The following is a 20,866-nucleotide window of genomic DNA, read 5'->3' as shown; positions in this document are numbered from 1 at the left end:
AATAACGGTCGTTTGCGGAACTGCGGCAGTCCTGCTGACGAATCAGGATGAAAATCCTTTCACAATCCTCTTTCAATGAGAGATCGAAAGGCAAGGGGTTTTTGTAAGGAGACAACATGCCCGCCCGCATATCCATGACGAAGAAGCAGCGCGACGTACTGCTGGCGTTGCCGGAGACTGAAAACGAGGTTGTTCGCCACTATACGCTGGACGCTAAAGATCTCACCGCTATAGCCAGTAGCCGCACACCGGAAACCCGCCTGAGCCATGCCCTCCAATTGTGCTGCCTGCGTTATCCCGGCAGGCATTTGCGACGCGGGGAGTTCCTGCCCCCGGTCATGCTGGATTATATTGCCGAGCAGATCGGCGCCGACACGGAAGCGATCGCCCGCTTCGCTCGGCGTGGCGCGACACGGTACGAGCAACTGGCTGCGATCAAGCAGCATCATGGTTATCGCGACTTCACGAGACCGGCTCGTTCGATGCTGAGCGATTGGGCCGAGCAAGAAGCTGTGGGCCTGACGGATGGACGCATCCTTCTCGGACGATTGATCGAGAAAATGCGGGAGGAGAAGATCGTCATTCCCGGTGTGACGGTTGTCGAGCGTCTGGCGGCTTCGGCAATGCATGCGGCCGACGGCATGATGGTGACCAGGGTCTGCTCAATGCTCGACGAAGGTCATCGTCACCAACTGGATACGCTGCTCGTCGCCAAGGCGCATGCCCGTCAGACAAGGCTATCCTGGCTCCGCGAGCCGCCTTCCCGGGTCGGAGCGCGCCCGTTGATCGAGATCCTCGACAAGATCGTCATCGTCCGCTCCACTCTTGTGGGGATAGGCAGCCAGCCGCCTGCCTTTGGCTCTCGCCTGGCACAGATGGCGAAGGAAGGACTGCTCTACACCTCTCAGGCTTTCCTGCAGATGGGCGCGGACCGGCGCCACGCCGTCATGATCGCCACGCTGCGCGAACTCGAGGCCACATTGACCGACGGCGCTCTTTCGATGTTCCAGTCATTGGTGGCGCGGGCGAATCTGCGCGCCAGAAAGCGGCTCGAAGAGACAGTTGCCCTCACCGCTGAGCAGGGCCGCACCCGATTGGCGCGCATCGCCGATGTACTGGAAGCACTCGTCATCTCCGCAAGGGAGGGAGGCGACGTCGCTTCCGCCGTGACCGAAATCGCGACCCTCGACACCATCGAAGACGATGCGGCTACAATCCGCCGGTCGCTCCGGCCGGGACGTCCGGACATCATTGGCGAGCTCCCGCGCGAATACCACGTCTTCAGGCAGACCGGTTCCCGCTTTTTGTCGTCTTTTATGTTCGAAGGCAGCCGCGCCGCCAAACCGTTGCTGGATGCCGCCGCCATTCTCGCGGAAATCGGCGGAGACAAACGCCGGCGACTGCCTGACACGCTGCCACTTGCCCATATCGAGCGACGCTGGCGGCGCCATGTCTTCACAAACGGTTCGATTGACCGGACCTGCTACGAGCTTGCGACATACTTCGGCTTGGCGAACGCATTGGCGAGCGGGAGCGTATGGGTTCCAACCTCCCGTATCCACCGGTCTCTGGATGACCTGCTGGCGAATGACAAGGCGGACGGCAACGCGTTGCCGGCACATCCGGACGTCGACGCGGACACATACCTGCACGGGCGGGCTTCGACACTGGATACCGCATTGCTGTCCGTGGCTGAGGGATTGGCGGCAAGGGAGCCGACGCTGTTCGCTGGCGGGCGCCTGCGCTTTCCAAAGGAGCAGGAAGACAGTGTGCAGGACGATAGCGCGGCCGTCATCGGCGCCCTTAACCGCATGATGCCCCATGTCCGCATCACCGATCTTCTCGACCAGGTCAATCTGTGGACGGGCTTTGCGGAGCATTTTACGCATGTCTCGACGGGCCTGCCGCCAGCCGACATGCGAGCGTTCATGGCGACCCTGATCGCGGAAGCGACGAATCTCGGCCTCTCCCGAATGGCTGAAGTCAGCGGCGCGGGATCACGGCGTGCTCTCTTGCGTATGCAGATGTGGCACATGCGCGAAGAAACCTTCCGCGCGGCTCTTGCCAACCTGACGGACGCCATTCACGCGGAGCCGATCGCCGCCTGGTTCGGCGAAGGCTGGCGCGCATCGGCAGATGGACAAGCATTCTATCTCGGCGGACCGGGCGAGGCAGGTGGCGCCGTCAACGCCCACTACGGGCGGGACCCGATCGTCAAGATCTACACCACGATCACTGACAGGTATGCCCCGCTCCATCAGAAGGTGATCGCCGGCACTGCAAGCGAGGCTGTGCATTCCCTGGACGGAATCCTGGGTCATGAGAGCGGCGTCGATATTGCCGCCTTCCATGTCGATGGCGGTGGCGTCTCGGATATTGTCTTCGCCGTCATGCATTTGCTCGGCCTGTCGTTCGAGCCCCGCATTCCGCGCCTGTCGGACCGCAAGCTCTATGCGTTCGAACCCAAGGCAAAATACGGCCCTCTCGCGCCATTGTTCGGCAATCGGCTGAACCCGCAGCTGATCCGCGCGCACTGGGACGAAATCCAGAGAGTGATCCATGCGCTGCGGCACAAGGTCGTCACGCCGTCATTGATCATGAGGAAGCTCTCGGCGTACCGGCAACAGAACAGTCTCGCCGCCGCGTTGCGCGAAATCGGCCGGATCGAGCGCACGCTGTTCACCTTGCGCTGGTTCGAAGATCCCGGCCTGCGTAGGCTCGTCACGACGGAACTCAACAAGGGGGAGGCGCGGAACTCCCTCTCCAGGGCGGTCGCTTTCCATCGTCTGGGGCGTTTCCGGGATCGTGGACACGAAAACCAGTCAAGCAGAGCCGCTGCCCTCAACCTCGTCACGGCCGCCATAATCCTGTTCAACTGCCGCTACCTCGGGAGAATACTGACGGAAACGAGGGTACGCGGCACGAAGATTGAAGACACGATCACGGCCCGCCTCTCCCCGTTGGGCTGGGACCACATCAACATCACCGGCGATTACATCTGGTCGGAAACCTTGCCGCTCGACACCGACGGTTATCTGCCCCTGCGCAACAATCAAGCATGACGCCATGCCGTACCGTATATCCGTGTCCCAATAATGTACCGGTGCCATACGGCTTGTCGCGCAAATGGCTCAGAGGCTGAACCACTGTTTCGCCCTTCGATTGAACCGCGACTCGCCTGTCTAGAGGTGCACTTTCCATGGTCGGAAGGTAGTAGCGGAATCTTCTCGACGGAACACCGACATTGTCCAAAGCGGCTGCCAAGCTGGAGTTTTGCCCTGGATTGTGGCGATTCCCAACTCGCGCAAGGCGAGGAGCCCAGCGTGCGCGTATTGACTGTGGGTGACGTTGCCTGGCGTTGAACCACTGTGGGAGATCGAAAAGGGTGCTTTACGAATTTATCAAACTTGACGAATTGACACGTTCACCCCATTTTCTTCGGGAAATGGAGTTCTATGATCATGGCAACCGTTAAGACCGCTGAGCAAACCGGACCCGGTTCATCCAGGATTGCGTTTTCAACGAAACTTCCCCGACAGGCAGACTTCGAGAAGGCGCTGATCAGACAGTATGCCAAGGCTGTTCGCCTCAGCAAAAAGGCTGGGCATCGTGTTAGCTTTCGTGTCGACGTAGACCCGCAAGCGGACGCGCAAACGATAACACTGGTCGAAGATCAGCCAAGCGCCCGCGAGGCCCCCTTTCCAGTCGAACAGACTGGAGAGCCCGACGAAGATCTTCGAGCTGCGCTGAATGAGGCTCGGGAGCGAGGGAAAAAGCGAGTAGCTGAGATCCTGGCCGACGACGACATGCTCACGGCCGAGGCATTCGCAGAATTGCTCGGCGTATCCCGGGTGACGGTCAATTCCAGGCGGCAAACAGGCCAGGTTCTCGGCCTAGACGGGGCCAAGCGGGGGTACCGGTTTCCCGCCTGGCAGCTCGACGAGGATGGCCGGCCGTTTGCCGCATTGGCCACGCTTCAGGAAACATTGGGAAACAGCGCCTGGGCGGTTTACCGATTTCTCGTCACACCGCAGGGCGGCCTCAATGGGCAGACCGGCCTCGAGGCGCTGAGGCGTGGGCAAACGGACGACGTGATCGCCGCCGCCGAAAGTGTAGCACGCGGCGACTTCCGGTAATGCCGGCCACAAAGCCGCCTCATGGCTTCAAAAACGCCGAACTCGACATAGATACCGTGCCTGCGGGGAGCCGGTTCGGACGCATCTACATGGATGCCTATCCCGACCCGCTTGGATTCGGAAAGAGTCCCAGCCGCTTCAGCGATCCCAGACGTCGAATTGCGGAGAACCGCTTCGGCGTGCTCTACCTCGGCGAAACGCTCAAGGTTTGCTTTCTCGAAGCTCTGCTTCGCGATCGGCGCGATGGCCACATCGGCGATCTCCCCATTGAGGAGAAGGAAATCTCCGCCCGCCGTTTCGCCGAGATCGAAGCGATGGAGGAACTGCGACTGGTCGATCTGCGGGATGATCATGCCGTGAGGATGGGCGTGCCTTCCGACGTCGCGAAGTCTTCGCGCCATGGACTTGCCCGGGCTTGGTCACTGGCTTTCTATGAGCATAAGTCCGCTCCCGATGGCATTGTCTATCCCTCACGACTCAACGGACACGCGAACTTGGCTGTCTATGATCGGGCAATTGCAAAACTGACGCCGCGTCGCGTGATCCCTCTCATCGGCGCACCGGGCCTTGCGGCTGTTCTGCGCGATTTGCTGGTTAGCATCGCCTGAAGGAACCACCATCAATAGCTATAGCTAGGCGACACTTCGGGAAGTGACGATGCGCGAGAAGCCATTTACCCGGCCCACCATCATCGTTGCCAACGAGCTCGTCGCTGCGGAAATTCGCACCCACACCCAGATCAACAAAATCGTGCTCCGCCTCGGCCTGGAGTCGGAAGCGCATCCGGCAAAGCCAAAGGAGGCATAAACGGTGCCTGTAGCAAGAATTGAGCGCATTGACGGGGGCATCGTGACGGGACGCGTGGAGCGCGGTTCAGATGGCCTTTTCGCCTGCCACGAGTTTGGTTCGAATGTTGCTCCAACCCGCCTCGCAAGCTTGGACGATGTTGCCGACTTCCTGCGGTCACGACCGCGCAGCGGCGTGCGCATGAATCCCGGCTGGGTTCGGATCACCAGGAACATCTACATCGACGGCATGCGATTGCGCTGATCACCGCGGGGGCAAACGACACTGATGCCAAGCGCATGCTCGAGGCGATCTTCGAGGAGGAATTCAGGGGTTGGAGCAACGAGGAGGCCCGTGCGCACGCGAAAGCCGCCGTGCGGCTCGCCCTGGCGCTGCAGCACAAACGTCTCGCTGACTTTCGAACGGCAGCCCTTTGCGCCGAAGGAACATGGTCCGTGGTGAACATGCTGGCAATCGTCGCCGGCCGGCGCGGGCGCCGCGTCACGTAGGCGACCGTTTGCCCGGCAACGCAACGCAGCGGCGGTCGACCATGACATGGCGGCGCTTGGCCGCGCCGGGATCGGTCAGCCGCGGCGTCACCGAGACGATCGCGACTTTCCAATCGGGAAGGCCCGGCTGCGGCGCCTGCATCACGCCCGACAAGACGGTCAGCCCCCGGCGCTCGAGTTCGGCCACACACTTCAGAATGTCGTTATAGAGATCGCGGCGTCCGCGCTCGGTCGGCGACGGATCTTCTACAATGTCCGAGAGGATGAACGAGGCCAGGTCGAGCCATTCGCCGAGATTGGCGATGTCGTTGTCATAGGTCTCCGGCACATCGGGACGATGGATGAGATAGGCATCGCATTTTGCGGCCTCGCGAATGGCCTTGTGCGTCTTCATCGGCGCCACGGTCACCGGTTCGAGATAACCGTAGGTTTCCGCCAGTTGCTCGGCGGCTCTCTCCGGTCCGATCGGCAGGCGCGGCTTCGTGAAGGCGCCGGACTCGTAACCGAGCGCTTGTGCGATGCGGTCAAGCGCCTTCTCGCTGACCTTTTCGCCGCGTTCGACGCGCTCGATGGTGGAGAGCGAAACGCGTGCGAAGTCGGCCAGCGTCGTCGCCTTCCACTGCTTGAGATGACGCCCCCAGCGCACCACCATTGCGACGAGTTCGACCGGCGGCGCCGTGGGCACGTCGACCGGCTTGTTCGGGAGTTCCTTGATCTTGTCGAGAAGTTCCTGGGCATTCATGGAAGAGGTCTCCTTTCGTGCCCACAACAATGCCTCAGCCTTCGCTGGGAAAAGAGACCGAAACACCCTTCAGCGGATACCCTTGGCCTCGACCTCATGCCCGGCCCTCGCGCACCATATCGACCTTGAGCGAACCCTCCGGCAGCGGCTGCAGCAGTTCTGCCTGCGGCTTGGTCAGATAGAGCCAGGCAGCCCAGTCTTGGGGCCTCAGCACCACCACCTGTCGATCATGATACGGGGCGATGTCGGGGCCCGGCGACGTGGTCAGCATGGTGAAACTGACCGGATAATTGCCCTCCGCCTCGCGCCAGAGTCCTGCGATCGCCAGAAACGGCGCGCCGGTCAGGTTGAACCGGTACTGTGTCTTGGGATATTTCGTGCCGACATATTCGAAGAAGCCCGATGCCGGTATCAGGCAGCGCAGGCTCTTGGAAAAATCCCGACCCTCCGACCGGAAGTTGAACACCGGTCCGCCCTTCGGCCGGCCAGGCGGAAAGCTGAAATTCATCTGCACCAGTTCAACGCCATTGCCGGCGGGCCGCATCACCGGCGCCATGTCGTTGATCCGCACCATGTCAGACTGCGGTAAGTCGAGCTCCGTCTGCTGGGTCGGTATGCCCAGCTCGAGCTCCTGCATCATTCGGGTGTATTCCACCCACTTCACATGCTGTTCGTAGGCATTGCACATGAGGCGATGATAGCCTCACCTCGACGTTCTGGCGAGGAGGGGGGCGTCCTTCTGGTGGAGCCGGGCTGTCGACAGAGCCGAAGTCCCGGGGATCGGGTCTTCGCCCTTGCGGGCATCCATCTCTGACGCGGAAGGAGACGCAGCCGACGCGGTCATTGCCTGCTACGAGGCCCAGCGCCGAATAGCCCGCGCCCGATTGGTGAACTCCATCACATCGTCGCGCGACGTCATGAGATGACAAAGATTGAACTGCGATCCTCTCCTATCGCCACATGGCGCGCAAGGGCGTCATGTTCATCACGCTCGAGGACGAGACCGCGGTCGCCAATCTCGTGGTCTGGACCAAGGTCTTTGAAAAGTACCGGCGCATCGTGCTCGGGTCCGCCATGCTCGGCGTCAAGGGCCGCATCCAGCGCGAAGGGGACGTGGTGCACGTCGTGGCGCAGGAGCTCACCGATCTTTCTGCCGAGCTTGCCAGCGTCGGTTCGCGGGAGGCGGGATTCCCGGTGCCGCATGGGCGCGGCGACGAGGTCCATCACGGCTCACCTAGGCCCATCCGCGCGGCCTATCATGTTCTCGGCGGCGTCAATGAAACGGACCCTGTTCTGTCCCATCATGTGACCGCGCAGCATTCGGAGCATCTCCGGTCCGGCACGCTCGACGATGGCAACGCCGGCGAGCAGTGCCGGCCGTAGGTGAAGCGGCAAGATTGGCTTTGCGGGGGAGGGCAGATTCTCCTGTTGCTGGGCGACGACATGGTCGAAATCCGGAATGATCGCGCCGAGCACCCTGAAGCGCCAAAGATCGTGCTCGCGCGGAAAGGGTCTCGGCACGCGCCGCATCAGGAGGAGCCGGGCAATCTCGGCCGGGGATGTCCAGGTTGCGACACCACGTTCGGCTTCGTCATCCAGCAGCTTTTCGCCATGAAGAGCAGCAACGCGATTTTGCCGGAAAGGGGAGGGGAGTTTTTGCCCGACGGCCTGCCGGAACTGGCCTCCGCACAAGGGGCACGTAATGCGCCACCCCAGAAGCTGGCTGCGCAGGATCGGCTCCGGCTTCCTATGTCCCGGACTGCAACTCGCACAGACCTGCGTCGGCCGGGCGGAGATGAACCGGTGCGCTGATTGCGCGACATTGGTGAAGGTCATGCGCCGCACCACGTCCCGTTCGGTAGCGAACATGTTGGCCAGGCGGAACTCCTGATCATAGCTCATGTGGAGGTCGGCGGCGCGCAGCGAGCTGACTTCCGACAAGCAATGCTGCAGCATGACGAGTGGCGGGACGCCATAGAAGGCGGCATGTCGACCGATCCAGGATGACAGAAGTTCGTCTGAGTGGTGCGGCAAGACTACCGGCAAGCTCCCGCAGTGTCAGTGCCGCGTGCCGCTTCGAATTGTAGTCACCGATATCCTGCTCGTTGCTGAATGTCGTTCCAGGCAGCAGATGCAGCCTCCCCATCTGTGTGCCGATCAGACGCTCGATATGGCCGCCGAAGCGCGGCTGGCCCGGTGGTCGCCAGGCGGCACTGCTGGGCATCGAAGCGCTCGCCATCGTCGACCGCAATTCGCTTGCCGGGATTGTACGCGCCCACGAGGCGGCGAAGACGACAGGCATCCGGCTGATCGTCGGCTGCCGTCTCTATCTCGCCGACGGCATGTCGATCCTGGCCTATCCCATGGACCGGCAGGCCTATTCGCGCCTCTGCCGGCTGCTGTCACTCGGCAAGGCAGGACCGGCAAAGCAAAATGCCATCTCGAATGGGATGATGTCGTCGCCTATGGCGAGGGACTGATCGCGGTCCTGGTGCCGGACGAAGCCGATGGCCTTTGCGCCATTCGCCTGCGGCGGCTGGGCGACGCCTTTTCCGATCGGGCCTATATGGCGCTCACCTTGCGCAGGCGCCCGAATGACCAGCTCCGGCTTTACGAGCTGGCAAACCTGACGGCTGCGATGGGCGTGCCGGGCGTCGTCACCAATGATGTGCTCTTCCACGAGCCGGCCCGCCGCATGATGCAGGACGTGGTCACTTGCATTCGCCACAACGTCACCATCGATGACGCCGGCTTCCGGCGCGAACGTCATGCCGATCGCTACCTCAAACCGGGCGATGAAATGGCGCGGCTGTTCAGCCGCTATCCTGAGGCCCTGGCGCGCACGGTCGAAATCGCCGACCGCTGCCGTTTCTCGCTCGACGAACTCGCCTACCAATACCCGGAGGAAAAGACGATGCCGGGCCTCACCGCCCAGCAGGCGCTGGAAAAGCTTACCTGGGAAGGCGCCGCCCGCCGCTATCCCGAGGGCGTGCCGGACAAGGTGGTCGGCATCCTGAAGCACGAGCCGCGGCTGATCGAGACGCTTCAATACGCACCGTACTTTCTCACTGTTAACTCGATCGTTCGCTTCGCCCGCAGCCAGGACATCCTTTGCCAGGGCCGCGGTTCGGCCGCCAATTCTGCCGTCTGCTACGTGCTCGGCATCACCTCCGTCGATCCCCGAACGCAACAACCTTCTGTTCGAGAGGTTCGTTTCGCAGGAGCGGCGCGAGCCGCCCGACATCGATGTCGATTTCGAGCATGAACGGCGCGAGATCGTCATGCGGTGGGTTTATGAAACCTACGGCCGCAATCACACAGCACTTTGCTCCACCGTCATCCGTTACCGGACCAAGGGTGCCGTCCGCGATGTCGGCAAGGCGCTCGGCCTGCCCGAGGACATGACAAAGCTGCTGTCCTCGCAGAACTCACGATCGGCTTGACGACTTCGTGCCGATCGAGCCGGCGGCGATGAAGGACCGCCAGGTGGTGGAATGGGACAAGGACGACATCGACGCCCTCAAATTCATGAAGGTGGATGTCCTGGCCCTGGGCATGCTTACCTGCATGAAGAAGTCATTCGCTCTCCTGTCCAAGCATAAGGGCATCGCACTCGACCTGGCTACGATCCCGGCCGAGGATCCGCGCACCTACGCCATGATCAGGAAGGCCGACACGCTCGGCGTGTTCCAGATTGAATCCCGCGCGCAGATGTCGATGCTGCCGCGCATGAAGCCGCGTACCTTCTACGACCTGGTCATCGAGGTCGCGATCGTCCGTCCGGGACCGATCCAGGGCGACATGGTCCATCCCTATCTTCGCCGGCGCGACGGGAAGGAAGAGGTGACGTTTCCGACACCGGAGCTGGAGCGCGTTCTCGGCAAGACGCTCGGCGTGCCGCTGTTTCAGGAGCAGGCAATGCAAGTCTCCATGGTCTGCGCCGGCTTTTCCGCCGGCGAGGCCGACCAGTTGCGGCGCGCCATGGCCACCTTCAAGCACACCGGCGGTGTCTCAAAATTCCGTGACAAGCTGATCAACGGCATGATCGCCAACGGCTACACCCCTGAGTTTGCCGAAAAGACCTTTTCGCAACTCGAAGGCTTTGGCAGCTACGGCTTTCCCGAAAGCCACGCCGCCTCCTTCGCCTTGATCGCCTACGCGTCCTCCTGGATGAAATGCTGGCATCCGGATGTGTTCTGTGCGGCGCTCTTAAACTCGCAGCCGATGGGCTTTTATCTGCCGGCCCAGATCGTGCGTGACGCACGCGATCATGGCGTCGAGGTGCGCCCCGTCTGCGTCAATGCCAGCTGCTGGGATTGCACGCTCGAGCAGACCGATGCCGAAGATCGCTTCGCTGTCCGCCTCGGCCTGCGCATGGTGAAAGGCCTCGCCAATGATGACGCGGCCGCGATCGTCGCGGCGCCGGCCGACGAGCCCTTCGCCTCGGTCGACGATATCTGGCGCCGCGCCGGGGTGCCGGCGGCGTCGCTTGTGCAACTCGCCGAAGCCGACACTTTTCTGCCGGATCTCAACCTTGCCCGCCGTGAAGCGCTCTGGGCCATCAAGGCTCTACGCGATGAACCGTTGCCCCTGTTTGCGGCCGCTACTTCTCGTGAGCAGAAAACCGTGCCGGAGATACATGAGCCTCCCATCGCACTCAGGCCCGTGACGGCCGGCCGCGAGGTGGTTGAGGATTATGGCCATGTCGGGCTGACCCTACGTAGCCACCCCGTCTCCTTCCTCCGCGCCGATCTTCGCCGGCGCCGCATCGTGACCTGTCAGGAAGCCATGCAGGCGCGAGACAGAAGCTGGCTCGAGGCTGCAGGCCTGGTGCTGGTCCGGCAACGGCCGGGCTCGGCCAAGGGCGTGATGTTCCTCACCATGGAGGATGAGACGGGAGCCGCAAACGTCGTCGTCTGGGTCAAGGTGTTCGAGAAATTCCGGCGCGTTCTGCTTTCGTCGGCCATGCTCGGCGTGCGCGGACGCATCCAGCGCGAGGGCGAGGTCGTGCATCTCGTCGCCCATGAGCTGACCGATTTGTCGGCCGAGCTGGCAAGCGTCGGAAACCGCGAAGCGCCGTTTCCATTGCCGCACGGCCGCGGTGACGAGGCCCAACATGGCGGTTCGGGCATCGATCCGCGCGGCATGACGAAAGCACGCGATATCGTCGATCCCTACGAGCATATCGACCGTATCAAGGTGAAGACACGGGATTTCCGGTAGGAAGAATGGATATGACCCGCCACAATCCTCCATGCTGATCTCGATGCCTTCTACGCATCGGTCGAGCAACTGCTGAACCGTCGCTGCGGCGAGCCGATCGCCGTCGTGATTGCTACTCCTACGAGGCCAAGGCGCGGCCAAATCGCCCCCCCCCTCGTGTACCCCATCGCTGTCCTGCTGGCCCGGGGCCAAATGCCCCTTCATAGGAACGCCTTACTCCGCGGCGCCACCGACTGCCACAACAAGTTGTCACGGGGTCGAAGCTGTCAGATGCCGTGTGCAAACAAGGACAAGGAGCACTGAATGGGCCGCCATTCGCCAGCCTTCAATCTAGCTTATGCCGCGGCGTCGCAATTTTCGTTCTGGCCGATCTGATTGGGCGTCCGGATCGCCGGGAGCGTCGGAGAGAACTTCGATAATCCTGCAAGTCGCGACTCTCCCGTTGTCGCACTCCTTAATCATCCTGGTGAGCTCGGTTCTAAGCCCCAGTAGACGGCGGATTCGGCTCTCGACGGCCTCAAGCTGATCGGTCGCGATCTGGCTTACCTGCTCGCAGGAAGCTTCGGGTACCCCCTGCAGAGCGAGCATCGTCTTGATGGCGGAGATGTCGAAGCCGAGATCCCGGGCATGGCGAATGAACGTCAGCCGTCGAACATCCTCCGCTCCGTAGAGGCGTCGCCCACTGTCGGTTCGGGGCGGCGGGGGTATGAGTCTGATCCGCTCGTAATAGCGGATCGTCTCGATATTGACGCCCGTGCGTTTGGACAAGGCTCCGATAGTGATCATCCGGGGTTGATTCTGTAGTGGCTACAGGAAGTAGATATAGCAATTAACCGGAGGTGTGTGAACCGAGAACGATTATGACCAAGCATGTCGTGGGCCTAATCTGGGACGCCTGGCGCGCTAAGCGCCAGGGGCGCGAGGCGCTCGCGGCTCGGCAGACGAGGCGTCTCGTCGACATGGTAGCCTATGCGCGGGCTCGCTCGCCATTCTACGGTGGGCTTTATCGCGATCTGCCGGATCGCATCGAGAATCCGCGCCAATTGCCGGTCACCGACAAGAAGATGCTCATGGGGCGCTTCGACGAATGGTGCACCGACCGCGCCGTCACGCTCGAGGCTGTAGAGGCGCTCGTCGATGATCGCAGCCGGATTGGAGAGTGGTTCCTCGGAAAATACACCGTGATGACCACTTCCGGCACGACCGGTCGTCGCGGCATCTTTCTCGTCGATGATCGCACGATGGCGGTCGTGACTGCCATGATGCTCCGCTGGGTGGGCTACTGGCTCGGACCGAGCGACTTCGCCAAAATCGTCGCCCGCCGCGGGCGGATGGCAATGGTGATGGCAACCGGCGGCCACTTCGCGTCAGCGGTTGCCGCCACGCGCCTGAAGAAGCGGCGCGGCAGCCGCGTCGAAGTGCTATCGGCACATATGCCAATGGCGGAACTTGTCGCGCGGCTGAACCGGTTTCAGCCTGCGCTGCTTGCCCCTTATGCCAGCATGGCCGCGATGCTCGCGGACGAGCAGGAAGCCGGCCGGCTCCACATCAATCCCGTGCTGCTGGCCCTCTCGGCCGAAGGTCTGCCACAGGAGGAATACGGCCGAATTGCGCGCGTATTCAATGCCAAGGTCGGCAACAGCTACGCCGCCTCGGAATGTATGTTTATGAGCGCCATGTGCGACCAAGGCTGGCTGCACGTCAACGCCGACTGGGTGGCGTTCGAGCCAGTCGACGCCGACTATCGCCCGGTCCCTCCAGGCGAACAGTCGCACACGGTCCTGATCAGCAATCTCGCCAATCGCGTGCAGCCGATCCTGCGATACGATCTCGGCGACAGCGTTCTGCAGCGGCCCGATCCATGCCCCTGCGGCAATCCCTTGCCCGCGATCCGCGTACAGGGCCGCTCCGCAGACGTCCTCACTTTTCGCGTTTCGACGGGCGAGGTCAGGCTTCCTCCGCTGGCGCTCACCCAGCGCATCGAGGCCGTTCGCGGCATCACGCTCTTTCAGCTCGCGCAGACGGCCCCCGTGACACTTGAGATGCGTCTGCAAATTGCGCCGACGGCGAATGCAGACACCGTCTGGCGCGAGGCCGAAGAAGGCCTGCGGAAGGTGCTTGCCGAGCATGGGCTCAAACACGTCACGCTCGAGCGCGGCGACGAACCGCCGGAACAGGGTCGCGGCGGGAAATTCCGGGAGGTGGTTCCGCTAAGAGGATGATCGAACTAGTGAACGCGACCGCTTCCGTCATTCGACGACCGATTGAAGAAGGGTTCGAGTATGGTTGCCCAGAATCAGAATGTGGTGGGGTCGCTTCGATTTATTGATCCGTTGTCCGACCAGATAGCCCTGAAATGGGTGCGGCCTAGCCCGGAAAACAAGGAGAAGGCTCATGAGCCAGCGTCCCCTGTGGGAATCTGCTTCCCGGAAGCCGGAGAAGGTGAAGGAGAGGCTTGCCGATATCGTAGCCTTTGCGCGAGGCAACTCTCCCTATTATCGCGATCTGTACAAGAACGTGCCCGCGAGGGTCGAGGACCCCAGCCTGTTGCCTGTCACTGACAAGAAGACGCTCATGGCAAACTTCGATAGCTGGGTGACGGATCGCAAGGTCACGATTGAGCGCGTGCGTAAGTTTATCGAAGATCCGAGCCTCGTCGGCGAAATGCTCCTCGGGAAATATTTGGTCGCCACGACCGCCGGCACGACGGGCAAACCGGGCATCTTCATATTGGATGACAATCACATGCGAGGCGGGACATCCGGCCTCCGAGAAGCGTTCAGAACCTGGCTGTCGCTCGGGGACGTTGTACGGATTGTTCTGCGCGGCGCGCGATTTGCGGCCCTGCACGCCACCGGCGGTCATTTCGTTTCGGTTACGGGTTTCACTCGGGCGCGGCGCTCCAGCCGGGTTTTGGCGAAACTCACTCGCGATTTCTCGGTGGACGCGCCGATAAGGGAACTCGTCAACGGCCTCAATGAGTTCCGCCCAGCTGTTGTCCTAGGCTACGCCTCTACCGCCTCTCTGCTGACTCGCGAGCAGGAACTTGGACGGCTGCGCATCAAGCCGGTGTTGTTGGTGGTTACGGCCGAGGGACCTTGCGGAAGAAGAGTACGGGCGGATCGCCAAGGCCTTCGGCGCAAAGGTCGGCAACACATAGGGCTCAACCGAGATCGGTGGCCCGACCTACAGCTGCACCGAGGGATGGCTTCACGTCGTTGGAGACTGGATTATCCTCGAACCGATGAATGCCGATTTCCGTCCCGTCTCTCAGGGCGAGCAGTCGCATACCGTGCTGGTGACCAATCTCGCAAACCGGGTGCAGCCGATCCTCCGTTACGATCTCGGCGACCGCGTCCTGCAAAGGCCGGATCCTTGCCCCTGCGGCAATCCCTTGCCCGCGATCCGCATCCAGGGACGCTCCGCAGAGGTCCTCCGGTTTCCGACCCAAGCCGGCGAGGAGGTCTCGATTCCGCCACTCGCGTTCGAGATCGATCACGTGCCGGGAGTCGATCTGTCCCAGGTCGTGCAGACCCGCCGACGAACCTGCGCGTACGCCTGCGCTTTGAGTCGGGCGCTGACCCCAGCCAGGTTTGGCAAAGGGTACACGGCGAATTAAAGCATTTGCTCGACAGCAACGAACTCCACCAGGTGTCGATCGAGCGTGCCGAGGAGCCGCCGGAACAGTCCAAGGGCGGTAAGGTTAGGCAAGTCATTCCGCTCTCGGGCACCCGCACGTGAATCGGTTTCAGGGAGACTGTCGATGAAGGGAAAGGAAGTAACCAAATTTTTCGCCGGCTTTGCCGCCAACCAGGTGCTCACTCATGGAGCCTTAGCCACTGCGGGCATTCAGTTCAGTCTGTTTGGGATCACCTATGACCAGCGGCTTAACACGAGCGCTGTTGTCGTTTGGGCGATCATTCTTCTGCTGCTCGTATACTACGCCTGGGTCAAAAGATGACGAGCACGACTGAGTACGACGCCCCCTCAGAGAGCCGGACATGAACCATGCCAGGTGACGAAGAGACTGAGATCCGCCTCGATGCTCAAAATGTCGCGGAACGACGCACGCTGCGCTGGGTACTAGGGATTAATTTTACACAGGTTTTGGTAGCTGGGGCCGTTGGCATCCTGGCGGATTCCACGGGCCTGCTAGGCGCCGCCCTCGACAATCTGGGGGATGCCGCCGTCTATGCAGTCAGTCTCTATGCAGTCGGCCGCACGGTCGTTGCCAAGGCGCATGCCGCAAAACTGTCCGGCATTCTTCTGATCCTCCTTGCCTTCGGATTGCTTATAGAAGTCTTACGTCGTTTTTTCGCGGGAGCCGAGCCAATCGGGGTCGCCATGATTATCACGGCGCTTGCGAACGCGGCGACCAACGTGGTCTGCCTTCGCCTCTTGCGAGCTCATCGTGCACATGGTGTGCACTTCAAGGCGTCGTGGATTTTTACGACGAACGACATGCTGGCCAACGCTGGCATCGTCCTTTCCGGTCTCTTGGTGATGTTCCTGAAGTCTCCCGTCCCCGATCTCGTGATCGGGGTTGTGATCGTCGGAATCGTCCTCAAAGGGGGGTGGGAGATTCTCAAGGAGGCGCGCGAAGCCCGCGATTCTGCACAGGGAGACAGGGGATGACCCAAGGTCTCCCGTGGACCTGTGGCCACGCGTTTGCCTCTAGGAGGCCGGAGGATCTCGCCGAACGGGATTTGGAGAGCCGCAATGCCCCGGATTCCCCGTGACAGAAGCCTGGACTCGACAATCGCCCTGACGGGTGATCCCTATAGATTTATCTCAAATCGGTGTCGGAGCTACCGATCGGACCTGTTTGAAGCGCGGCTTCTGCTGCGAAAGACCCTCTGTATGACTGGCCCGGAAGCGGCCCGGCTGTTCTACGATCCGGGCCGCTTCGTACGCCGCGGTGCGATGCCTAAGGCGGTCCAGAAGACGTTGCTCGGGGTCGGTGGCGTGCAGGGCCTCGACGACGAAGCCCACCGACACCGCAAGCAGATGTTCATGTCGCTGATGACAGCCGAGCGCATTGAACGACTCGTGCAGCTGACCGCGACGGAATGGCAGACCCGAGTGCGCCGGTGGGGATCAATGGACGAAGTGGTGCTCTATCCAGAGCTCCACGCGCTTCTGACCTGTGCGGCCTGCGCCTGGGCCGGCGTGCCGCTGGCAGATTCTGATGTCGAGGCGCGAACCCGAGACCTTGCCGCCCTGTTCGACCATGCGGGTTCGGTCGGACTTCGGCATTTGTTGTCGCGGTGGGCCCGAAAACGGGCCGACCGCTGGGCGGCGGGTATCGTCGAACAGATCCGTAGCGGCCGTATCCACCCACCGGAGCAATCCGCCGCCCACGTCATTGCGTGGCACCAGGATTTGAACGGCGAACTTTTGGTCCCGAACCTTGCAGCGGTCGAACTGATCAATGTGATTAGGCCGACGGTCGCTGTTTCCGTCTATATCGTCTTCGTTGCCCATGCTCTGCATGCACATCCCAAAGTCCGAAAGGGGCTTCAGGCCGATAATGACGGCTACGCCTATCGCTTCGTCCAGGAGGTTCGCCGCTACTATCCCTTCTTCCCGGCAGTCGCTGCACAGACGCGCCAAACCTTCGAGTGGAACGGATACCAGATCCCCGAAGGTCGACGCGTGATCCTTGACCTATACGGGACCAATCAGGACGCGCGAACGTGGGAGAGGCCGGAGGAATTCGAGCCCGAGCGTTTCCGCCGGTGGGATGAGAGCCCATTCAATTTCGTTCCGCAGGGTGGAGGGGACCACCACATCAATCATCGCTGTCCCGGCGAATGGATCGCGATTGAACTGATGAAGCTGGCGGCGGATTTCCTCACGCGACGCATGAGCTACGAGGTGCCGCAGCAAGACCTGCGGATTGACTGGTCGCGGCTGCCCGCACTGCCGCGTAGCAGTTTTGTGATCAGGAATGTCAGGGAAAGCTAAGAGCAGCAAAAAAGGTTTAGATTAGCCGAGCCTTGTAGTTTTCTCGGTGTGTGCGCCTTCCTCCGCACCCTTCCTTGACGCGGCTTGCTCACAAAGAGTCATATAATCCTTGAGCTGAATCTACGGTGGGAACGAAGCCGTAGCACTGGAGCCAATACGCGAGGGCTGGTCCGGCGAATCCCGCGCCCGAGATTAGACGCCGAGATCGTGCGCTGCCACGAGCGCATCAATTATCCCTCCAACTTGCCGGGCGATACTTGGCTGGCGCGTGCGTAAAGGCGCCGTCTGCCACGCAAGACGTCTATGGATCAATCTTCGCCGCGACGCAGCCTTGATTCTGTAGTGGCTACAGGATGTATGGTTCACAAGAGTGACGTGAACGCTCGGGAGCCGAGCTCGATTTGGACAGCAGGAGATACTGATGAATGTTGATGCCGCAACGATGAGCAGTCCCAGCTCGCTGCGCTTCAAAGTCGATGGCCTCGATTGCCAGAATGAGGTGCGTGCGCTTCGTGCGGCGGTGGGCCCACTTGTCGGCGGTGACGACAAGCTGTCATTCAATACTCAAGCGGGTGTCATGGTGGTGACATCCGAAAATGCTTCGTCGATCGACGTCATCCAGCAGGCGGTCGCGACGACCGGCATGCAGGCACATCTCCTACGGCAGCGGGCGCAGCAGCCACTGCCGACGCTGCTGTTCCGGGTCGAGGGGCTCGATTGCAAGAACGAAGTGGCCGTGCTCAAGCGTGAGGTTGGTCCGCTGGTCGGGAGCGACGCCTGGCTGTCGTTCGACACGGCGAAGGGGCTGATGACGGTCGCGCCCCAACGGCAAACGACAGTTGAGGAAATCGCCGGCCGCGTTGCCGCGACTGGCATGCGTGCTTCTCTCGTAGAGCACGATACGGCCGACGCGCTGCTGTTCCGCGTCCACGGGCTTGATTGCAAGAACGAGGTGGCGGCCCTCACGCGGGAACTGGGCCCGCTCGTTGGCGAGGACAAGCTCGCCTTCGACACCATGCAAGGCATGATGACGGTTGCCCCCCAGGGCCGGGCGCGAGCTGACTCGATTGAGCAAGCCGTGGCTCGGACGGGCATGCGCGCAGAACCGTGGACGCCGCCAACAGTATCGTCCGCTTCACTCGAATCCGCTACAGTGCCAGACTCGGCATGCGGCTGCGGTGCCGAGGTGCAGGAGGCGTTAAGTCCGCCGATCCCGACCCACTTGCCCGGCCAGGTCGTGTTTCGCATTCACGGCATGGATTGCGCCGACGAGATCGCGGCCCTGAAGCGCGAGGTCGGTCCGCTGGTTGGGGAAGACAAGCTCGCCTTCGATCTTCTCAACGGCCGCATGTCGATTGATGTGACGCCGGATCCCGTACTCGAAGCTCGTGTCGAAAAGGCCGTGGCTCGTGCCGGTCTCCGCGCCGAGCCCTGGACTGAAGGCGCTTCTAGCGATGCCGCTCAGGCCGAAGAGCGCCGCAAGCAGGTGCAGTCGTGGCTGACAACCGCAAGCGGCGTGCTCACGGCGCTGGCGTTTGGGGTCCACGCCTGGCTTGGGGGCGGTGTCATCGCGGCGTTCGAGGCTGGCGAACACGGTTTGGGCTCGACCCCATTGCCGAGCATGGTTCTTTATGCGGTTGCGGTGCTCTGTGCGGCGCGCTATGTGGCTCCCAAGGCCTGGCTCGCGGCCAAGCGGCTTCGCCCCGACATGAACCTGCTGATGATGGTTGCGGTCGCGGGCGCGATCGGCATCGGCGCCTGGTTCGAGGCTGCTACTGTTTCGTTCTTTTTTGCACTAGCGCTGGCGCTCGAGGCTTGGAGTCTTGGTCGCGCGCGCCGGGCGGTTGCCGCCCTCATGGAACTCGCGCCGCCGACAGCACGCGTTAAGCTCGAGGATGGCTCCGAGCGCGACGTCCCTCCGGCAGAGGTTCGGGTCGGCGCGCATATCATAGTCCGGCCAGGAGACAAGGTGCCGCTCGACGGCCGGGTTGCCGCTGGCGAGAGTGAGGTCAACCAAGCACCGATCACCGGTGAAAGCGTCCCCGTATTCAAGGCAGAGGGCGACGAAGTCTTTGCCGGGACCATCAACGGCGAGGGCGCAATTGAGGTCGTGACCACCAAAGCGGCGAATGACACGACGCTCGCCCAAATCATCCGCATGGTCGGTTCGGCGCAGAGCCGGCGCGCGCCAAGTGAGCAATGGGTGGAGAAATTCGCGCGTGTTTACACGCCCATCGTAATGGTACTCGCCGTTGCGATTTTTCTCGCTCCGCCCTTGCTTTTGGGCGGCGCCTGGGACGTCTGGTTCTATCGGGCTCTCGTGCTCCTCGTCATCGCTTGCCCCTGTGCGCTCGTTATTTCCACGCCGGTGACGATCGTCGCGGCCCTCGCCGGCGCGGCCAAGCAGGGCGTTCTGGTCAAGGGCGGCACCCATCTCGAAACGCCTGCGCACCTCAAGGCGATTGCTATGGACAAAACGGGCACGCTCACCGAAGGGCGGCCGCAGGTCGTCGAGATAGTGCCGCTTGGAGACCGCAGCGAAATGGAGCTCCTCGGCTTGGCTGCGGCCCTGGAGGCGCGCAGCGGGCATCCGATCGCTCGCGCCATCCTCGCGAAAGCCGCCGAACTGAAGATCGCCTCCGAGCCTGCCGAGGCTGTTCAAGCCATCACTGGCCGAGGCGTCATCGGGCGAGTGGCCGGCCGCGAGATGTGGCTCGGCTCGCGCCGCTACATTGAGGAGCGTGGCATAAACTCTACTGAAGTTCTGCAACTGGCAGATGAGCTTTCGAGCGCCGGTCGCACCATCGTTGCGGTCGGCGATGGTCAAGAAGTCTGCGGGCTCGTCGCCGTTGCCGATGCTGTCAGGCCGGAAGCGAAGGACATTGTCACGGCGCTTCACCGCGCCGGCATTGAACACGTTGTGATGCTCACGGGAGACAATCGCGCGACCGCGGAGGCGATTGCGAAGCAGACGGGCATTGATGAGGTTCGGGCGGAACTTCTGCCGGGCGACAAGGTGGCGGCGGTCGAAGATTTGGTGCGGCGCTATGGATCGGTAGCTATGGTCGGCGACGGAGTCAACGATGCTCCCGCTATGGGGCGTGCCAATCTTGGCATCGCCATGGGCGCCATGGGCAGCGACGCCGCCATTGAAACGGCCGATGTGGCCCTCATGTCGGATGACTTGTCGAAACTTTCTTGGTTAGTGCGCCATTCGCGCGCAACACTCGCCGTTATCCGGCAGAATGTTGCCTTCTCGATCGCCGTGAAGCTCCTGTTCACAGCGCTGACGGTGGTTGGTCTCGCATCGCTTTGGGGTGCTATCGCGGCGGACGTCGGTGCGTCTCTGCTGGTTGTTCTCAACGGCCTGCGCCTGCTCAACCGTGATCAAACCAGCACTCAAAAGGGTGGCCCATCCAGCGGCATCGGCGTTTCGGCGCACCAGCAGCAGGGCCCGAGCATCACCGCGACGGTCCCGGCGTAGCTCAAGACCGCATCGGTGC

At 62.0% G+C, this 20,866-nt stretch carries 17 protein-coding genes and 2 pseudogenes; 15 read left to right on the top strand and 4 right to left on the bottom strand.

What is annotated here, in order from left to right:
• Positions 1-116: 116 nt before the first annotated feature.
• From NYR58_RS16000 to NYR58_RS15975, 6 genes are all read left to right on the top strand, one after another.
• Complete coding sequence (locus tag NYR58_RS16000; RefSeq protein ID WP_261522120.1) at positions 117-3,062, top strand: Tn3 family transposase; 2,946 nt, start codon at positions 117-119, stop codon at positions 3,060-3,062.
• A 399-nt stretch (positions 3,063-3,461) separates the two neighbouring features.
• Positions 3,462-4,136, top strand: coding sequence for an XRE family transcriptional regulator (locus NYR58_RS15995; RefSeq protein ID WP_261522173.1), 675 nt, complete (start codon positions 3,462-3,464; stop codon positions 4,134-4,136).
• Entirely contained in the window at positions 4,136-4,744 is a 609-nt protein-coding gene (locus NYR58_RS15990) for an RES family NAD+ phosphorylase (RefSeq protein ID WP_261522119.1), read from the top strand. The genes NYR58_RS15995 and NYR58_RS15990 overlap by 1 nt, the downstream gene beginning before the upstream one ends.
• A 49-nt stretch (positions 4,745-4,793) precedes the next feature.
• A complete protein-coding gene (locus NYR58_RS15985; RefSeq protein ID WP_261522118.1) occupies positions 4,794-4,943 on the top strand; it encodes a hypothetical protein in 150 nt (49 codons plus the stop codon).
• A 3-nt stretch (positions 4,944-4,946) separates the two neighbouring features.
• Positions 4,947-5,186: a hypothetical protein gene (locus tag NYR58_RS15980; protein ID WP_261522117.1), complete on the top strand. Its 240-nt coding sequence runs from the start codon at positions 4,947-4,949 to the stop codon at positions 5,184-5,186.
• 35 nt (positions 5,187-5,221) lie between these two features.
• Entirely contained in the window at positions 5,222-5,431 is a 210-nt protein-coding gene (locus tag NYR58_RS15975) for a hypothetical protein (RefSeq protein WP_261522116.1), read from the top strand.
• Here NYR58_RS15975 and NYR58_RS15970 read toward each other — a convergent pair.
• A complete protein-coding gene (locus NYR58_RS15970) occupies positions 5,424-6,173 on the bottom strand; it encodes a helix-turn-helix domain-containing protein (RefSeq protein WP_261522115.1) in 750 nt (249 codons plus the stop codon). The genes NYR58_RS15975 and NYR58_RS15970 overlap by 8 nt on opposite strands.
• Before the next feature lie 94 nt (positions 6,174-6,267).
• The gene (locus tag NYR58_RS15965) at positions 6,268-6,861 is read right to left on the bottom strand and encodes an SOS response-associated peptidase (RefSeq protein ID WP_261522114.1); all 594 of its coding nucleotides are present in this window, start codon (positions 6,859-6,861) and stop codon (positions 6,268-6,270) included.
• A gap of 272 nt (positions 6,862-7,133) precedes the next feature.
• Here NYR58_RS15965 and NYR58_RS15960 point away from each other — a divergent pair, with 272 nt between their 5' ends.
• Together NYR58_RS15960 and NYR58_RS15955 are read left to right on the top strand one after the other, a co-directional pair.
• Positions 7,134-7,556, top strand: coding sequence for an OB-fold nucleic acid binding domain-containing protein (locus tag NYR58_RS15960; protein ID WP_261522113.1), 423 nt, complete (start codon positions 7,134-7,136; stop codon positions 7,554-7,556).
• 45 nt (positions 7,557-7,601) lie between these two features.
• Entirely contained in the window at positions 7,602-7,985 is a 384-nt protein-coding gene (locus tag NYR58_RS15955) for a hypothetical protein (RefSeq protein WP_261522176.1), read from the top strand.
• Here NYR58_RS15955 and NYR58_RS15950 read toward each other — a convergent pair.
• Positions 7,935-8,207 (bottom strand): annotated as a pseudogene (locus tag NYR58_RS15950) (TniQ family protein); the annotation flags it as partial. The gene NYR58_RS15955 and the pseudogene NYR58_RS15950 sit on opposite strands and share 51 nt — an antisense overlap.
• Positions 8,208-8,380: 173 nt before the next feature.
• Here NYR58_RS15950 and NYR58_RS15940 point away from each other — a divergent pair.
• Positions 8,381-11,396 (top strand): annotated as a pseudogene (locus NYR58_RS15940) (helix-hairpin-helix domain-containing protein); the annotation flags it as partial.
• 330 nt (positions 11,397-11,726) lie between these two features.
• Here the strand turns inward: NYR58_RS15940 and NYR58_RS15935 are convergent.
• The gene (locus NYR58_RS15935) at positions 11,727-12,182 is read right to left on the bottom strand and encodes a MerR family transcriptional regulator (protein ID WP_261522112.1); all 456 of its coding nucleotides are present in this window, start codon (positions 12,180-12,182) and stop codon (positions 11,727-11,729) included.
• A gap of 74 nt (positions 12,183-12,256) precedes the next feature.
• Between NYR58_RS15935 and NYR58_RS15930 the strand changes: the two genes are divergently transcribed.
• The 6 genes from NYR58_RS15930 (at position 12,257) to NYR58_RS15905 (ending at position 20,847) form a co-directional block, all read left to right on the top strand.
• On the top strand, positions 12,257-13,618 hold the full coding sequence (locus NYR58_RS15930; protein WP_261522111.1) for a phenylacetate--CoA ligase family protein: 1,362 nt from the start codon (positions 12,257-12,259) through the stop codon (positions 13,616-13,618).
• 172 nt (positions 13,619-13,790) lie between these two features.
• Entirely contained in the window at positions 13,791-15,137 is a 1,347-nt protein-coding gene (locus NYR58_RS15925) for a hypothetical protein (protein ID WP_261522110.1), read from the top strand.
• A gap of 22 nt (positions 15,138-15,159) precedes the next feature.
• Entirely contained in the window at positions 15,160-15,357 is a 198-nt protein-coding gene (locus NYR58_RS15920) for a hypothetical protein (protein WP_261522109.1), read from the top strand.
• Positions 15,358-15,404: 47 nt separating this feature from the next.
• On the top strand, positions 15,405-16,031 hold the full coding sequence (locus tag NYR58_RS15915; protein ID WP_261522108.1) for a cation transporter: 627 nt from the start codon (positions 15,405-15,407) through the stop codon (positions 16,029-16,031).
• Positions 16,032-16,256: 225 nt separating this feature from the next.
• A complete protein-coding gene (locus NYR58_RS15910) occupies positions 16,257-17,363 on the top strand; it encodes a cytochrome P450 (RefSeq protein WP_261522107.1) in 1,107 nt (368 codons plus the stop codon).
• A gap of 421 nt (positions 17,364-17,784) precedes the next feature.
• On the top strand, positions 17,785-20,847 hold the full coding sequence (locus tag NYR58_RS15905; RefSeq protein WP_261522106.1) for a heavy metal translocating P-type ATPase: 3,063 nt from the start codon (positions 17,785-17,787) through the stop codon (positions 20,845-20,847).
• The last annotated feature ends 19 nt before the right edge of the window (positions 20,848-20,866 follow it).

It is taken from the genome of Chelativorans intermedius (genome assembly GCF_025398255.1).
Classification (GTDB): Bacteria; Pseudomonadota; Alphaproteobacteria; order Rhizobiales; family Rhizobiaceae; genus Chelativorans; species Chelativorans intermedius.
Note: the sequence above shows the minus strand (reverse complement) of the source record. Positions and strands in the feature narration are given on the sequence as shown.

Coding starts and splice junctions, on each gene's coding strand:
- NYR58_RS16000 (WP_261522120.1), top strand. CDS start 117: ATGCCCGCCCGCATATCCATGACGAAGAAGCAGCGCGACGTACTGCTG.
- NYR58_RS15995 (WP_261522173.1), top strand. CDS start 3,462: ATGGCAACCGTTAAGACCGCTGAGCAAACCGGACCCGGTTCATCCAGG.
- NYR58_RS15990 (WP_261522119.1), top strand. CDS start 4,136: ATGCCGGCCACAAAGCCGCCTCATGGCTTCAAAAACGCCGAACTCGAC.
- NYR58_RS15985 (WP_261522118.1), top strand. CDS start 4,794: ATGCGCGAGAAGCCATTTACCCGGCCCACCATCATCGTTGCCAACGAG.
- NYR58_RS15975 (WP_261522116.1), top strand. CDS start 5,222: ATGCTCGAGGCGATCTTCGAGGAGGAATTCAGGGGTTGGAGCAACGAG.
- NYR58_RS15970 (WP_261522115.1), bottom strand. CDS start 6,173: ATGAATGCCCAGGAACTTCTCGACAAGATCAAGGAACTCCCGAACAAG.
- NYR58_RS15965 (WP_261522114.1), bottom strand. CDS start 6,861: ATGTGCAATGCCTACGAACAGCATGTGAAGTGGGTGGAATACACCCGA.
- NYR58_RS15960 (WP_261522113.1), top strand. CDS start 7,134: ATGGCGCGCAAGGGCGTCATGTTCATCACGCTCGAGGACGAGACCGCG.
- NYR58_RS15935 (WP_261522112.1), bottom strand. CDS start 12,182: ATGATCACTATCGGAGCCTTGTCCAAACGCACGGGCGTCAATATCGAG.
- NYR58_RS15930 (WP_261522111.1), top strand. CDS start 12,257: ATGACCAAGCATGTCGTGGGCCTAATCTGGGACGCCTGGCGCGCTAAG.
- NYR58_RS15925 (WP_261522110.1), top strand. CDS start 13,791: ATGAGCCAGCGTCCCCTGTGGGAATCTGCTTCCCGGAAGCCGGAGAAG.
- NYR58_RS15920 (WP_261522109.1), top strand. CDS start 15,160: ATGAAGGGAAAGGAAGTAACCAAATTTTTCGCCGGCTTTGCCGCCAAC.
- NYR58_RS15915 (WP_261522108.1), top strand. CDS start 15,405: ATGCCAGGTGACGAAGAGACTGAGATCCGCCTCGATGCTCAAAATGTC.
- NYR58_RS15910 (WP_261522107.1), top strand. CDS start 16,257: ATGACTGGCCCGGAAGCGGCCCGGCTGTTCTACGATCCGGGCCGCTTC.
- NYR58_RS15905 (WP_261522106.1), top strand. CDS start 17,785: ATGAATGTTGATGCCGCAACGATGAGCAGTCCCAGCTCGCTGCGCTTC.